Below are 14,401 nucleotides of genomic sequence, written 5' to 3'. Positions count from 1 at the left end.
TTAGGCCGCCTGTACATGAGGGACGACGATCAACTGGGGCAACATGATTTGGTTCACGTTTGTCTCCGGGAGCTGTGTAATGATGGTTTTCATGTGGCTTAGTCGCAGGCCGAACCGGTTCATTACATGAATTCATCATAATCTTATTAATTAAAAAGATAAGAGAAGATTTTTGATAAATTAATCGCAACATTTTGATTGCAAGTCATTGATTTTAAGCAATAAAATGTAGGAGTGATTACGGAAATAAAAAACGCCGCAAGGGCGGCGTTTTTGTCGGGGATGAAGAAAACTATCGGTCAGCGTAGGGATTGGACCAGCCCAGCTTGCCCAATATCTCAATTTCCAGGTCTTCCATTTCGGCCGCTTCTTCATCGTCTTCATGGTCATAGCCCTGCGCATGCAGGACGCCATGCACCACCAGATGTGCGGCGTGTTCGACCAGCGTCTTGCCTTGCTCTTTCGCCTCACGCTCCAATACATCGGTGCAAAGAATGATATCGGCCTGGGTGATGCCGTTATCTTCTCCCGGACCTTCTTCCTCATCTTCGGAGTAAGCGAAAGTAAGTACATTGGTAGCGTAATCCTTGCCGCGATAGTCGCGGTTCAGGGTGCGGCCTTCTTCGGCGTCGACAAAGCGAATCGTCAGCTCCGCCGGCGCCAATAAAGCTGCCTGCACCCAGCGCCTCAGCTGCGGGCGCGGTACGCTGTCTTGCAGGCGCGGGTCGGGATATTGCACCGACAAGGAGAGTTTATTTTTTGACGGCATGGCGGCTGCGGGCGGTTTTGGTAATGCCGGTTTGCACCGGCTTGACGGGTTTGACTGGTTGCGGCGTGGCCGCTTCGATTACACCATGGGTGGATGCAACCGGTGCGGCCTGCGATGCGGTTTCATAGGCATCGACAATGCGAGCTACCAAAGGATGGCGCACCACGTCGCTGCTATTGAAGCGGGTGAAGGCGATGCCGCGCACATCTTTCAGGATGTTCATGGCGTCGATCAAGCCGCTCTTCTGGCCGCGCTGCAGGTCGATCTGGGTAACGTCGCCGGTGACTACGGCTTTGCTGCCAAAGCCGATCCGGGTCAGGAACATTTTCATTTGTTCCGGCGTGGTGTTTTGCGCTTCGTCCAGGATGATGAACGCGTGGTTCAGCGTGCGGCCGCGCATGTACGCCAGCGGCGCGATCTCGATCGCCTGTTTTTCAAACATTTTCTGGGTACGGTCGAAGCCGAGCAAATCGTACAGCGCGTCATACAACGGGCGCAGGTAAGGATCGACTTTTTGCGCCAGGTCGCCGGGCAGGAAACCCAGGCGTTCGCCAGCCTCGACCGCTGGCCGGGTCAGTACGATACGCTTGACGGCATCGCGCTCCAGTGCGTCGACCGCGCAGGCCACCGCCAGATAGGTTTTGCCGGTGCCGGCGGGGCCAATGCCCAGTGTCACATCATGCTCCAGGATCGAACGGATATATTGGCTTTGATGCGGAGTGCGCCCACGCAGATCGCTGCGCCGGGTTTTCAGAACCGGGCTTTCGATATCGGTCTCGGTCAGCTCGGCATCGGCTGGATCAACGCCAGCCTCGTCGCCAGGTTCACCGTTGGCCTTACCGTTGCTTTTGGTGGCTTTCGGCTTCTTCCCCATGCCCAGCTTGGCGCGTTGTTCCACTAGCGCCAACTGGATTTCATCTACAGAAATAACTTTATTCGCGATCGCGTAAAACTGATCGAGAATTTCCACCGCGCGTTCCGCATTGGTGCCGGCGGCAATAAACTTGTCGCCGCGCCGGAAAATCGACACATCCAGCGCCGCGGAAATCTGCCGCAGATTTTCATCGAGCGGTCCGCACAGATGCGCCAGCCGCGTGTTGTCTAGCGGTTGCGGGATGAAGTAATGCGGCTGGGTAGGAGTTTTAGTTTTCAAGCTGTGGTTTGCTTATCTTGTGTGCGTGGTGGGTGGGCGCGGTCTCGTAGATTACTAATTTATTCTGCCAGGACGATTTCGCCGCGCAGTGTGTAGGTATAGGTTTCTGTAATCTTCACATCGATCAATTGACCGATCAGACGCGCGCCGTCAGGGCCGGCATCAAAGTTGACTACGCGGTTATTCTCGGTCCGGCCCTGGAATTCGGCTGGATTTTTCTTGGACGGGCCTTCAACCAGGATGCGCTGCACAGAGCCGACCATCGCCGCACTGATCTTGCCGATATTTTCTTCTATCACGGCTTGCAACTGCTGCAGCCGTTTCAGTTTGACTTCATGCGGCGTGTCATCCTGCAGATTGGCGGCCGGTGTTCCCGGGCGCGGGCTGAAAATGAAGCTGAAGCTGTTGTCGTATCCGATATCGGTAATCAGTTTCATTAATGCGTCGAAATCCGCATCCGTTTCACCCGGAAAACCGACAATGAAATCGCTCGAAATAGTGATGTTAGGACGCACCTGGCGCAAGCGCCGGATCACCGATTTGTATTCCAGCACGGTATAGCCGCGCTTCATGGCCGACAAAATGCGGTCCGAACCGTGCTGTGCCGGCAGATATAGATGGTCGACCAGCTTCGGCACCTTGGCGTAGGTATCGATCAGGCGTTGCGTGAATTCCTTCGGATGGCTGGTCACAAAGCGGATCCGCTCGATGCCAGGAATCTCGGCGATGTACTCGATCAGCAGCGCGAAATCAGCAATCTCGCCATCCGCCATGGCGCCGCGGAACGCATTGACGTTCTGGCCCAGCAAAGTGATTTCCTTGACGCCTTGTTCAGCCAGTCCCGCCACTTCAGTCAGCACGTCTTCAAACCGGCGCGAGACTTCCTCGCCACGGGTGTAAGGCACCACGCAGTAGCTGCAATATTTGCTGCAGCCTTCCATGATCGAGACGAATGCGGTAGCACCCTCGACCTTGGCCGGCGGCATGTGATCGAATTTCTCGATTTCAGGAAAGCTGATGTCGACTTGCGCGTTACCGGTGGCACGGCGCTGGCTGATCATTTCCGGCAAGCGGTGCAAGGTCTGCGGGCCGAATACCATATCGACATACGGCGCGCGCTTGACGATTGCCGCGCCTTCCTGCGAAGCCACGCAGCCGCCGACGCCGATCAGCAGATCGGGGTTGTTGCGCTTCAGTTCGCGCAGGCGGCCCAGATCGGAAAACACCTTCTCCTGCGCCTTCTCACGCACGGAGCAGGTATTCAACAGGATGACGTCGGCATCTTCCGGGCGATCAGTCTTGATCAAGCCGTCGGAGGCGTTCAAGACATCAGCCATCTTGTCCGAGTCGTACTCGTTCATCTGACAACCGAAGGTCTTGATGAATACTTTCTTTTGCATCGTTTTTTCCATGACTGCTCTTTAATTACAACTTGATTACTACTTAATTACAACTTGTTGCCGTTGCGCTGCGTCTCGATTTTCTGACTGGCCTCGTCTGGCGTGAGGATCCAGACCCGGTCGATATCGCCTTGGGGATTCAGGGTGTAATTCACTAGGTAGGTATCGGTGCCGAGCGAGTTGGGGATCTGGGTCAGCTGTTCGGTATTCCAGATGCGGGAGCCGGGGGATAGCCGTAATGCATTGCCACTCACGGTGACATTTGGATAGTCGGTGATGATCAGCTTGCCGCGCAGGGTTGAGGCGGGGAAGTCGCGCTGTGCGGCCATCGCGGAAAAGGCCAGCGTAGCCAGCAGGAAGATCATTAGCAGGCGGATTGGCCGAATTGTTGTCAACATAGCAAATTCCAATTATCGTAAAAGCCGCGCTGTGCGTGGCAAAGGAGAAATATCACGCCATAGATTGGCTGATGCCAGAGTGGCTATGGCCTAAAGACTCACAGAAGCACTACCCTGGATCACCTCTTGAGAGCATCGGGAAACACTCCAGGAAAGCGCGGATTATAGCATTTGCGATTCTCGGTATTTGTCTGGCACGAGCGCCACCGGGACGAAAGTCATCAAGTCAGAAAGACGGGTATCTCGCTCCGTCTTTTAAGTTGTTGATTAACCAATTTTGGTGCCTTCAAGATAAGCGGTATTTACGTGGCGATGAACGGAACAGCAAAGCATTACTTTGTGGAAATTCCATGTCTATAATACTGTCAGACTTGCACGGTAAAAATGTGAGCATGTACTGCGATGTTCACATGCAGTCCTTTTATGTACTTCACCGATAGTCGCAAAACTTTGGAAGTTATACGAGAAAAGCGCTGTATTTTGCCTGGCCCGCGGCAAAATCTACGGAGGCGGTGTAAAGCCTTGTTATGCAATGTTTTGAATAAGATCGCCTCATGACTCGCCGTTTAAGTTTTACCGATGCCAGAGTTAATCCTTATCATTTTCCTGGATTTGAGAGAGGTGTTTTTCCCGGCGCGATTCAATTGCGGCGCCTGACAGTGCTTTTGCTCGCGATTGCCGCGCATTGTTTTTTGATTTATGCCGTTTTCATCTCACCAGTCCTGGTCTACGAATCCAGGCAATCCACCTCATTGTCGAGCAATGTCGTCAATGTCAGTTTTGTCACTCTCAAAGCAGCGCAGATCGAAACAGACAAATTGACCGCGCCACCGGTTGACATCGACAGTCGCAAGGAAAAAATAGCGGAACCGTCAAGCGACCAGGCCTCATCTGGCCAGCCGCGACAGAGTCCGAAATCCCGGTTCGTTGATGCAATCTTGCCCCCGGAGGCCCACTATTTCGAGGAGTGGGAACTCAGGGAAAAAACAACGGGTCAGCTTGGCATCCCAATGGAACTTGCGACCGCATTGATGGGGAATGTTGCTCGTTCGGCACAACTTCGTCTGCAAATTAACGAGCTCGGAAAGGTCGACCATGTCATCGTCAGTGCTTCGAATTTCTCTGAAGAAGAGCTGCAACTATTAATAAATGCATTTCAGGAAAAGATATTTGAACCTGGAAAAATTGATGGCAAGGCAGTCAAGACGGAGATAAGTGTTGAAGTCATCGTGGGGAAATAGGGTGACCGTGCCAAACAGCAAAAATGAAGAGCAAGCCACGGGCTATTCTCCGTCAAATTTTACATGGTTTTTTGCGGTCAGGCGCCCCCTGTCGTCTCAATTTCGCCGCCTATCTAGCCAAACAGACCGCTCATCTGTCCTTTCTTTCAAGCAATTTATAACATGCTAGGATGCAACAAAAATTGGAGCCTCCCATGAAAGAAAAAGGTTTTACGTTGATTGAGCTAATGATCACGGTAGCGATCATTGCCATCCTTGCTGCAGTTGCTTTGCCTGCGTACTCAGATTATGTAAAGCGTGGGCAGATTCAAGACGGCACCACCAACCTGGCATCCGGCCGGGTCAGGATGGAGCAGTTTTTTCAGGATAGTCAGACCTATGTGGGCGGGCCTTGTCCCGCTGCGACCAAATATTTTACATACGATTGTGGAACACCAGCGGCGACCGCGACGACCTACACGATCACGGCTAACGGAATAGGGGGGCTCGCCGGATTTGCGTACACGATTGACCAAGGCGGCAACCAGGCCTCAACTACAGGCTGGGGAAATTGTACAAATGCATGGGTACTCAAGAAGGGGGACGCGTGTTGATTCGGGTGACCAAATTTCAACGCGGCGTCACCCTGATCGAACTCCTGATCGCGCTGGCGGTAATGGCCATCGCGTTTAGCTTGGGAATGCCCTCCTATTCGGCGTGGATTCAGAATTCCCAAATACGGACTGCAGCGGAATCTATGCAGTCGGGCATTCAACTTGCCCGAGCCGAAGGTTTAAGAAGTAACGCCACAGTCCGCTTTCAATTGACTACAACGACCGACGCCACCTGTGCGCTCTCCAGCAGCGGAACTAACTGGGTAATCAGTGCCAATGACGCCACGGGAAAATGTAACGTGACAGATTCAACTGTAGACCCATTCATGACGCGCGTTAAAGCCAGCGCGGAAGGGACGAAAAACGTTACGGTTGCGGCGACGCAGTCCAGCATCAGTTTTAACGGACTGGGGCGGGTGACGCCAGCCCCCACGAGCACAATCACAATTGATATCAAAAATCCGAGCGGCGGCACGTGTGTCGCCGCCAGCGGAAACATGCGTTGTTTGCAGCTTCAAGTGAGTGGAGCAGGGCAGGTACGCATGTGCGACCCGGCAGTCACGGCAACCAGTGATCCAAGAAAGTGCTGAAAACATCATGAAAACATTCCGTGCCAATCAGAAGGGTTCGATGCTGCTGGAGGTGTTGATCGCCATTCTGATTTTTTCTTTCGGTATCCTGAGCATCGTCGGTCTGCAAGCGGTCTCCATCAAAGGAGCCTCGGAAGCCAAATATAGAAGCGACGCCAGCTTTCTCGCCAACGAGTTGATTGGCCAGATGTGGGCGGAACGCGCGAGCATAGACACCTCTTACGCTGCGCCAACCGCCTGGGCAAATCGGGTTGCGGCCACTTTACCCGGCGGGACGGGGACGGTCGTGGTGGCTGTAGATCCGAATGTCAGTCCGCAGCTTCGGGCAACTGTCACTGTTGCGTGGACACTGCCTGGCGACACGACACATACGTTCGTCTCGGTTGCGCAAATCAACGGCGCCGGCCCCATATAGCCGCGTTACGAATAAAGATATGAGAAATCAATTGAAACAACACTCTGTTGTGCGCCCGCTCTCTGCCGGTTTTAGCCTGGTCGAGATGATGGTTGCTCTGGTAATCGGCCTGGTGGCGACGCTCGTCATCATGCAAGTATTTACACTCTCGGAAGGCCGCAAACGCACCACTACCGGTGGCGCAGATGCGCAAACCAATGCCGCCGTGACACTCTATATGTTGGAACGGGATATCCGGCAAGCCGGTTATGGCCTTTCCCCCAATACCGAAGATTTCGTTCCGACGTTGACCCCGCCTCCGACCGGTGTGCTGACCAACGGCATCCTGGCTCAATGCGGAACCGTGCGTGCATACAATGCGAACCGGGCGACAACTCCAAATTTCACTTATACCGGATCGACCTTCGCACCGGTAGTCATCAATCCACCAGGATACCCGGCCGGCGACACCAACACCGACGTCATTCTGGTCAATTACAGCGGTACCGGCGGGATGACGGGTGTCGGCGTTCCCATCACTCAGTCTGGCGGTACCGCTCAAACTGGCGGAACCTTGTCGGACTATGCCGTCGTGCTCACGAGCAACACGACCAGGGCGGGATTCAATCAGGGCGACATGATTCTTTCTGTTCCACCGAGCGGAAGTACTTTTGATTGTACGATCGGAGAAGTCACTGGCCTAGCCGCCACCGCCCCCCCGGTCGGCAGTCAATGCACGCCTGGCATCACCGGCCCCGCCAATACGATCAGCCATAACAGTATGTCCTACCTGAGTTTTTATACTGGTTGCACGGCAGTTAACGCTGCCTGGAACCAGCCCGGTGGAACGCCAGTCAGCTACGGCCCCGGCAGCAAGCTGTACAACCTGGGGCCGGTCGGTTCTTTCGTCAGCCGGGTATATGCGGTGCGCAACGGAGCCCTGACAGTGTGTGATCTCACCGCAAACGATTGCACAGCTGCCGTGGCGAGTCCGCCGGATAGTACGGTATGGGCTCCCATCGCTACCGGCGTAGTCGGATTGCGGGCGCAGTACGGAAAGGACACCAATTTTGACGGCTCGATTGATGCGTGGGACGCCACGCAACTCACCGGTGCGAATCTCGCCCAGATCGTTGCCGTACGTATGGCTGTGGTGACCCGCAGTAACCAATACGAGAAAGCGGCTGACTTCACAGCGAGTGCGCCTCTCTGGCACCAGGATGCATCCGGCACTGCTGATATCACCATGGATATCAGCGGTTCCGGTACAGACTGGGCTCGTTATCGCTACAAGGTCGTGCAGTCTATCGTCCCGTTGCGCAACATGATGTGGGGACAACAGAAATGAAGAGCCAGAAGACTTTGATTTTCCGGCGCATAGCTCGTGAGCGTGGGGTGGTGTTGATTCTGGCCCTCATCGTTCTGGTCGCGATGATTATTGCCGGCGTCGCACTGGTGCGTTCAGTCGATGTCACGACGCAGATCGCGGGCAATCTAGCCTTTCGTCAATCGGGCGTACAGGCTACCGATTCTGGAGTAGAGAAGGCGAGACTCTGGCTTATGTCTGCCTCCAGCCTGACAGCCGACGCCTCGCCGAGTTACTACGCCACTTGGAACGGCGGTGCTACCGGCACCCCGGCCGTCTTCGATCCGTCGACCTTCGACTGGAGCGGAAAATCCTCGCTTCCCATTGACGCGGCAGGCAACACCGTTAGCTACGTAGTGCATCGCATGTGCCAAAATCCTGGCGACCCTGCCGATCCCGCCAGTAACTGCCTCACCGCCCCAGGCTCGATCGAGGGGACGTCCCAGCGGATCGTCGGAGGGCAAGAGTTCAGATGCGTCGGGAACAATTGCGTCGCCGGGAGCAACCCCTATTATCGCATCACGGTCAGAGTCGCTGGCCCGCGCAACACGGTGACTTATACCCAAGTCGTCATCTATTGAACCGAGATCCTCATGAAAACCGACTACGTTACCCAGAAATTTGTTTTCCCCGGAGTGTTCTGCCTACTGCTCGCCGCACTGCTGATGCTGCCGACGCAGGCAGCGGTCGTCAATCTCGCCAATGCGCCGTTGTCCACGACGACGTCATCCTCGGTTAAACCCAATTTGCTATTTATTCTGGATAATTCCGGTAGTATGGGATGGAACTTCCTGCCTGACGACGTACCTGGGAGCTCGGCTTACGGCCTCACCGCCGCACAATGCAATGGAGTTGCCTACAATCCGGCAGTAACGTATACCGCTCCGCTGAAATCTGACGGTAGTTCAATGTCTCCTTCTAAGTTTACTGCGGCCTGCAGTGATGGCTTCGGTAGTTGTTCGTCAAAAAATCTGACCGGCAGTACTTACTACAAATATAGCGGCAGCCAGGCACCGCTGTCATACACGTACAATAGCAGCGGCGTCATTACATCCTCAACGTTTTACCAGGAATGTAACAGCAACATAGGCAGCAGCCCGGGCCAGAGCGTTTTTACCAAAGTGACGGTGAGCAGTACCTCGGGGCCTGGTGGTTCGGACGAGACACAAAACTACGCTAACTGGTATACCTACTACAGCACGCGCATCCTCATGATGAAAACCGCGGTTGGACAGGCGTTCAAGGCGATCGACAGCAAGTACCGCGTTGGATTCACCAACATCAGCTATAGTGGCGCCACCGATGGCAACGATTTTCTGCATATTGATGACTTTGCCAGTGGTACAAGTACATCGCCAGGACAGAAGGACAAATTTTATACAACGCTTTATAAGCAAAGTGCTGGTGGTTCAACGCCTTTACGCGGCTCACTGGCTAAAGCGGGTCAGATATACGGCGGTAAATTAGGTGCTGACCCGATGCAATACTCCTGCCAGCAAAACTTTACCATCCTATCCACCGACGGCTACTGGAACAATAATTCGGAAACTACGTCGCCTAACTATGGCCCCTACGGCCTGGACAATACCACCCCGGTCGGACAGCAAGACGGGACCGCAGCCCGGCCCATGAGCGACGGCGCAACTAGCCAAGTCACGCAAACTACGCCGACGGTCACTGTTACCGTTGTAACCACCCCGAAGACGGTAGTCAATCGATCTACGCGCACGGTTGCCACGACCGCGACCAGCACGCAGACCCAGACAAACATTTACACTCGAACGGCAGTAAATTGGGCCAGAGGCAGCTGCAGCAAAAATTTTGTCCAACCCACGACGACAACCTATACCGGCAATTCAGTTCAAACAACGATATCGGGAACGACGTCGACTCAGACACAAGAGCAGTTGACTACCACTGGAAGTACTGACGTTGCGACGACAACCTCAACCACCACTCATACCGTGATCACGACCAATGGGGTGGTGACTAACGATACGGTTTCGAATCCTGTAGTAAGCGCGCCGCCCGCAGTGAATACCGTTACTTCAGGTCCTACCACCTCGGCGTGGACTAATGTTGGCGTACCGACGCAAAGCACCACCGGGCCAACCATCAGCTACAATCCAGCCCTCGGGTCTATTAGCTGGGGGACGGGGACATCTGCTCCTCCAGGCGCTTGCATTAGCGGCAAGGGCCCAGGCAACACCGACAACAAGGCAACGCCGGTCCTGACGACGGCGGGTGCTCCAACCACTAGCGTAACTAATGCAGCTCCGGTAACAAGTGGCGCTAGCCAGGATCCCACATACCCGAAAACCACGCCGGGGGCATCGACAACCGTGGTTACCGGCCCGACGCAGGGCGCCACCACAACCACTACGGTCAACAGTGGCGGCAACGCGAATTCGTTGGCAGACATAGCCATGTATTACTACAATACGGATCTTCGCAATCCCGGCAATGTTAAATCTGCTCCGTTTCCGGCAAGCTGCACGTCTGGCAGCTCAACCGGGGCAAGTCTCTGTCCGACAGATAGCAATGGCAACTACTCACCGAACGTGCCTGGCAACAATGTCGATAACAATAACAAACCGCACATGACTACCTTTACTCTGGGTCTGGGGGTTAATGGTTTGTTGCAATATTCGCCTACCTATGCGACCGATACCTCAGGGGATTTTTATAGCATCAAGACCGGCAGCAAAAATTGGCCAGATCCTCAAACGTCAGCAACCGGCCCAAATTACGGCAGTACGAGTAGTTCGGTTGTTGAGCGCATCGACGATTTGTGGCATGCAGCGGTCAACGGGCGGGGTACTTATTTCAGCGCCAAGAATCCAACGGCGCTGGTCACGAGCTTGAATTCAGCACTAGCCGGTATGGCAACCCGGATCGGCTACGGCTCTTCGGCTGCCGTATCCAATTTGCAGCCGGTCAAAAACGATAATGCGCTCTACGTGGCCAGCTACACCACTGCGCAATGGACAGGCAATCTCGTCGCCGAGTCGATTAACGTCGACACCGGCGCGATAATTCCGACTGCCTCCTGGTGTGTGGAAAATGTGGCCGCGGATGCAGTTAAAGGCATTGCGGCATGCACCGGCCAGCTGGCTAGCCAAGTGTCAAGCGCAAGTGACACAAGGACGATCAACTTCAACAAGGGCGGTACGCTTACCAGTTTCACTTATAGCGGACTGTCGACTGCGCAACAAGCCTATTTCACACCGTCCAAGCTAAGCCAGTGGAGCAGCACCTTTTCAGCCTCTGACAAGATTGCAGCCACCGGTGACACGCTGGTGAGTTTCCTGCGCGGCCAAACTCAATATGAGAGCCAGACCGGCAGCACTGCCAACTTGTACCGCCACCGATTAGCGATATTGGGCGATATTGTGGATACATCGCCTGCATTTCTGGGGGCTCCGACTTTTACCTATACCGATCCGGGCTATGACGCATGGGCAAACAGCTCGACGCAACAGGGCCGGGCGAAGACTATTTTTGCCGGCGCGAATGACGGCATGTTGCATGCTTTTAACGCCGCTACCGGCGTTGAACGCTGGGCTTTCGTACCGAGCCCGGTGATGACTAATATGTACTGGCTCGCCGACCTCACCTATACAACCAACCATCACTTCTATGTTGATGGCGCACTGGTAACATCTGACGTGTGCGTGAGTAACTGCTCGGATGCTACCAAGGCCGACTGGCGTACGATTCTGATGGGCGGCTTGAACGGCGGGGGACGTGGCTACTACGCGATGGATGTAACCGACCCCACCACCCCGAAGATGCTATGGGAATTTACCTCGCTCAACGACGCCGACCTGGGATACAGCTTCGGCAACCCGTTGGCGGTAAAAAAATCGGACGGCACCTGGGTGATAGCAGTAACTTCGGGTTATGACAATGTTGCCCTAGGCAACAACGATCCCTACGATGCAGACGGCAGCGGTCAAGGTTTCTTGTTCCTGCTCGATCCTTTGACCGGCAAAGTCCTTTCCAAAATCGGCACGTCGACAGGCAGCAAGACTACGCCTAGCGGACTAGGTAAGATTTCTTTCTGGGCCGATAATCCGAGCCTGGATGCAACTGCGCTCTATGCTTACGGCGGCGATCTGTTAGGAAATTTGTGGCGTTTCGATATCAATGCCGGCACTGTGCTCCAGATTGCAGCTTTCACTGATGGCAGCTCTAATCCCCAGTCCATTACTACCCGGCCGGAATTGGCGAAGGTAAACGGGAACCGCGTTGTATACATCGGGACCGGCAAATATCTGGAGGCATCCGATCTGGATTCCACGAAATTCACAACCCAGTCCATATATGCCATTGTCGACAATGGCACTACGGTGAAAACCCCTCGCACCGCTTTAGTCCAGCAAACGCTGACGGACGCCAAGCCGAACCGGACCATAACCAATGCCGCCGTTACTATCAAACCACCGAGCGTCATGGGATGGTTCGTCGATTTCCCTGACAGCGGCGAGCGTAACAACGTGGATATCTCTCTGGTACTGGGAACTTTGATAGTTCCCACCAATGTGCCGACCAACGGCGTCTGCGAAGCAGGCGGCTATAGCTACCTGAACTACCTGAACTATACGTCCGGGAGTTATGTTCCAGGTGCCAGCAGCGCCGGGGTGTGGACGGGTAACGATCTGACTACCGGCATCACCGTGGTCTGGGTCAAAGGCAAGCCCGTGATTATTCGTACAGGCAGCAATTCAGGAGCGCAAGTTGAGAATGGTAACTTCAGTCCAATTGGAAAGGGCGGGGTGACAGGACACCGAGTCAGTTGGCGTGAGGTCATCTCGAAGTAAGCTGGTTGATAGTTGTTTTTTGTAATTAGCTGGCCATGCATCAATATTTCATACCGTCTTAATTGACTGGCTAGAGCATGTTGGATAGGTGGACTTGAACCATCGACCCCAGCATTATGAGTGTCATGGTCAGCGAAGCAAACACCGTAGAGGGTAGCGCAAGCAGCAAGCAGCCATGAGGTCAGCGGCTCACCCTTTTACAGGCGGCGCGGCTAAGGGAGGGAGCCTCGCTTAGGGCGGCAGGTAATGACTAGGCTGAGGCCGGGGCGGCCTCTGATAGCGCCTATCCGTCAAACAGTTCTCTCAAATAAAAAGTGTCAAAATAGAAATAAACCTCTGCGAACACTTGTAAACACTGGGCATTTGTTAGATACTAATCTTGTGGTCATGAGGTGCTGGACAGCGTAACTCTATCTGTCCAGTGAGAAGGATAAATCGTGGTTTTAACCCTTGGCAGCAAGGGACACGGAAGAACAAACAGAAAGGCCGCAACCCACTATTCATGCGGGTTACGGCCTTGTGTTCTGGTGGTGATAGGTGGACTTGAACCACCGACCCCAGCATTATGAGTGCTGTGCTCTAACCAACTGAGCTATATCACCAATGAAGCCCTAAATTATGACGCATTTCGCCAAATCCTGTCAACAAAAACAGGTTCCGGATGCTTTTCAAGGCCAAATTCGTGGTGTTATCGTTGCTTGATGGCTGTAATCACGGTTTCCAGCACCGTATCAGCAACATTTCCCCCAATACAGTCAATCACAACCCGCTCCGGCATGGAACGCAACCACGTAAGCTGGCGTTTAGCCAACTGACGAGTAGCCGCGATGCCTTTCTCGCGCAATTCCTGATAACCATACAGACCGTCCAGATACTCCCAGGTCTGGCGATAGCCGACACAGCGCATCGACGGCAGGCCCAGGTGCAGGTCGCCACGGGCGCGCAGTGTTTCCACTTCCGCTATAAGCCCGCCGCTTTGCAAATCCAGCATCAGATCAAAGCGCCGGGCGATTCGCTCATGCAACACACTGCGATCTGACGGCTCCAGCGCTATCGGCAATATATCGAACGGTAGTTCCGGCGCTGGCCGGTCAGTCAGCAGCGAGGACATGGTCTGGCCGCTCAGCTCGATGATTTCGAGGGCGCGCTGGATGCGTTGGCTGTCGTTAGGCTTCAGACGGGCAGCGGTAACAGGATCCAACTGCGCCAGCTTGGCGTGCATCCCCGGCACGCCGATCAAGGCGGCTTCGGCGTCCAGCCTGGCGCGCAGTTGCGGATCGGCTTGCGGCAGGGCGTCGAGGCCGTCGCGCAGGGCTTTGAAATACAGCATGGTGCCGCCGACCATCAACACCAGCTTGCCGCGCGCATGGATTTCATCGAACAGGCGCAGCGCGTCGTCGCGGAATTGCATGGCTGAATAGGATTGCGTCGGCTCCATGATGTCGATCAGGTGGTGCGCCGCCGCGGCCAGTTCGTCGCGGCTGGGCTTGGCGGTGCCGACATCCATGCCGCGATAGACCAGGGCCGAATCGACCGAGATGATTTCGGACGGGATGTGTTTCGCGATTTCCAGTGCAGCGGCGGTTTTACCGGATGCAGTAGGCCCCATGATGGCGACTACCAGCGGCTTGACTGTGGTCGATGTAGATGTTGCTGGCTGTGATGGCATACCGC

General features: G+C 54.6%; 12 protein-coding genes and 1 tRNA gene. 7 read left to right on the top strand and 6 right to left on the bottom strand.

Annotation, left to right across the window (positions count from 1 at the left end):
* Window positions 1–292 precede the first annotated feature (292 nt).
* The 4 genes from ybeY to BM205_RS17115 are packed head-to-tail and all read right to left on the bottom strand — an operon-like array spanning window position 293 to window position 3,720.
* On the bottom strand, window positions 293–769 hold the full coding sequence (gene ybeY / locus BM205_RS17130) for an rRNA maturation RNase YbeY (protein ID WP_092416075.1): 477 nt from the start codon (window positions 767–769) through the stop codon (window positions 293–295).
* Complete coding sequence (locus BM205_RS17125) at window positions 753–1,922, bottom strand: PhoH family protein (protein WP_092416074.1); 1,170 nt, start codon at window positions 1,920–1,922, stop codon at window positions 753–755. The genes ybeY and BM205_RS17125 overlap by 17 nt, the downstream gene beginning before the upstream one ends.
* A gap of 59 nt (window positions 1,923–1,981) precedes the next feature.
* A complete protein-coding gene (gene miaB, locus BM205_RS17120; RefSeq protein ID WP_092416073.1) occupies window positions 1,982–3,322 on the bottom strand; it encodes a tRNA (N6-isopentenyl adenosine(37)-C2)-methylthiotransferase MiaB in 1,341 nt (446 codons plus the stop codon).
* A gap of 47 nt (window positions 3,323–3,369) precedes the next feature.
* Window positions 3,370–3,720, bottom strand: a complete 351-nt coding sequence (locus BM205_RS17115; protein ID WP_092416072.1) for a hypothetical protein — start codon at window positions 3,718–3,720, stop codon at window positions 3,370–3,372.
* A 554-nt stretch (window positions 3,721–4,274) separates the two neighbouring features.
* Between BM205_RS17115 and BM205_RS17110 the strand changes: the two genes are divergently transcribed.
* The 7 genes from BM205_RS17110 (at window position 4,275) to BM205_RS17080 (ending at window position 12,727) form a co-directional block, all read left to right on the top strand.
* Entirely contained in the window at window positions 4,275–4,961 is a 687-nt protein-coding gene (locus BM205_RS17110) for a hypothetical protein (RefSeq protein ID WP_139227302.1), read from the top strand.
* Window positions 4,962–5,155: 194 nt separating this feature from the next.
* A complete protein-coding gene (locus BM205_RS17105; RefSeq protein ID WP_092416070.1) occupies window positions 5,156–5,554 on the top strand; it encodes a type IV pilin protein in 399 nt (132 codons plus the stop codon).
* Entirely contained in the window at window positions 5,524–6,144 is a 621-nt protein-coding gene (locus tag BM205_RS17100; protein WP_092416069.1) for a GspH/FimT family pseudopilin, read from the top strand. The genes BM205_RS17105 and BM205_RS17100 overlap by 31 nt, the downstream gene beginning before the upstream one ends.
* A gap of 7 nt (window positions 6,145–6,151) precedes the next feature.
* Entirely contained in the window at window positions 6,152–6,559 is a 408-nt protein-coding gene (locus tag BM205_RS17095) for a type IV pilus modification PilV family protein (RefSeq protein ID WP_092416068.1), read from the top strand.
* A gap of 31 nt (window positions 6,560–6,590) precedes the next feature.
* A complete protein-coding gene (locus BM205_RS17090) occupies window positions 6,591–7,886 on the top strand; it encodes a PilW family protein (protein WP_217646054.1) in 1,296 nt (431 codons plus the stop codon).
* Window positions 7,883–8,485, top strand: a complete 603-nt coding sequence (locus BM205_RS17085) for a pilus assembly PilX family protein (RefSeq protein WP_092416066.1) — start codon at window positions 7,883–7,885, stop codon at window positions 8,483–8,485. The genes BM205_RS17090 and BM205_RS17085 overlap by 4 nt, the downstream gene beginning before the upstream one ends.
* A gap of 12 nt (window positions 8,486–8,497) precedes the next feature.
* A complete protein-coding gene (locus BM205_RS17080; RefSeq protein WP_092416065.1) occupies window positions 8,498–12,727 on the top strand; it encodes a PilC/PilY family type IV pilus protein in 4,230 nt (1,409 codons plus the stop codon).
* Between the two features lie 525 nt (window positions 12,728–13,252).
* Here BM205_RS17080 and BM205_RS17075 read toward each other — a convergent pair.
* Window positions 13,253–13,329 (bottom strand) — tRNA-Met (locus BM205_RS17075).
* Window positions 13,330–13,415: 86 nt separating this feature from the next.
* Window positions 13,416–14,396 carry a tRNA (adenosine(37)-N6)-dimethylallyltransferase MiaA gene (gene miaA, locus BM205_RS17070; protein WP_092416064.1) on the bottom strand — a complete coding sequence of 327 codons (981 nt, stop codon included), beginning with the start codon at window positions 14,394–14,396 and terminating at the stop codon, window positions 13,416–13,418.
* Window positions 14,397–14,401: the final 5 nt, after the last annotated feature.

Source organism: Collimonas sp. OK307 (genome assembly GCF_900113705.1).
In the GTDB taxonomy this organism is placed as follows: Bacteria; Pseudomonadota; Gammaproteobacteria; order Burkholderiales; family Burkholderiaceae_D; genus Collimonas.
This window is presented reverse-complemented; position numbering and strand designations above follow the sequence as displayed.

Coding starts and splice junctions, on each gene's coding strand:
- ybeY (WP_092416075.1), bottom strand. CDS start 769: ATGCCGTCAAAAAATAAACTCTCCTTGTCGGTGCAATATCCCGACCCG.
- miaB (WP_092416073.1), bottom strand. CDS start 3,322: ATGCAAAAGAAAGTATTCATCAAGACCTTCGGTTGTCAGATGAACGAG.
- BM205_RS17115 (WP_092416072.1), bottom strand. CDS start 3,720: ATGTTGACAACAATTCGGCCAATCCGCCTGCTAATGATCTTCCTGCTG.
- BM205_RS17110 (WP_139227302.1), top strand. CDS start 4,275: ATGACTCGCCGTTTAAGTTTTACCGATGCCAGAGTTAATCCTTATCAT.
- BM205_RS17105 (WP_092416070.1), top strand. CDS start 5,156: ATGAAAGAAAAAGGTTTTACGTTGATTGAGCTAATGATCACGGTAGCG.
- BM205_RS17100 (WP_092416069.1), top strand. CDS start 5,524: ATGGGTACTCAAGAAGGGGGACGCGTGTTGATTCGGGTGACCAAATTT.
- BM205_RS17095 (WP_092416068.1), top strand. CDS start 6,152: ATGAAAACATTCCGTGCCAATCAGAAGGGTTCGATGCTGCTGGAGGTG.
- BM205_RS17085 (WP_092416066.1), top strand. CDS start 7,883: ATGAAGAGCCAGAAGACTTTGATTTTCCGGCGCATAGCTCGTGAGCGT.
- BM205_RS17080 (WP_092416065.1), top strand. CDS start 8,498: ATGAAAACCGACTACGTTACCCAGAAATTTGTTTTCCCCGGAGTGTTC.
- miaA (WP_092416064.1), bottom strand. CDS start 14,396: ATGCCATCACAGCCAGCAACATCTACATCGACCACAGTCAAGCCGCTG.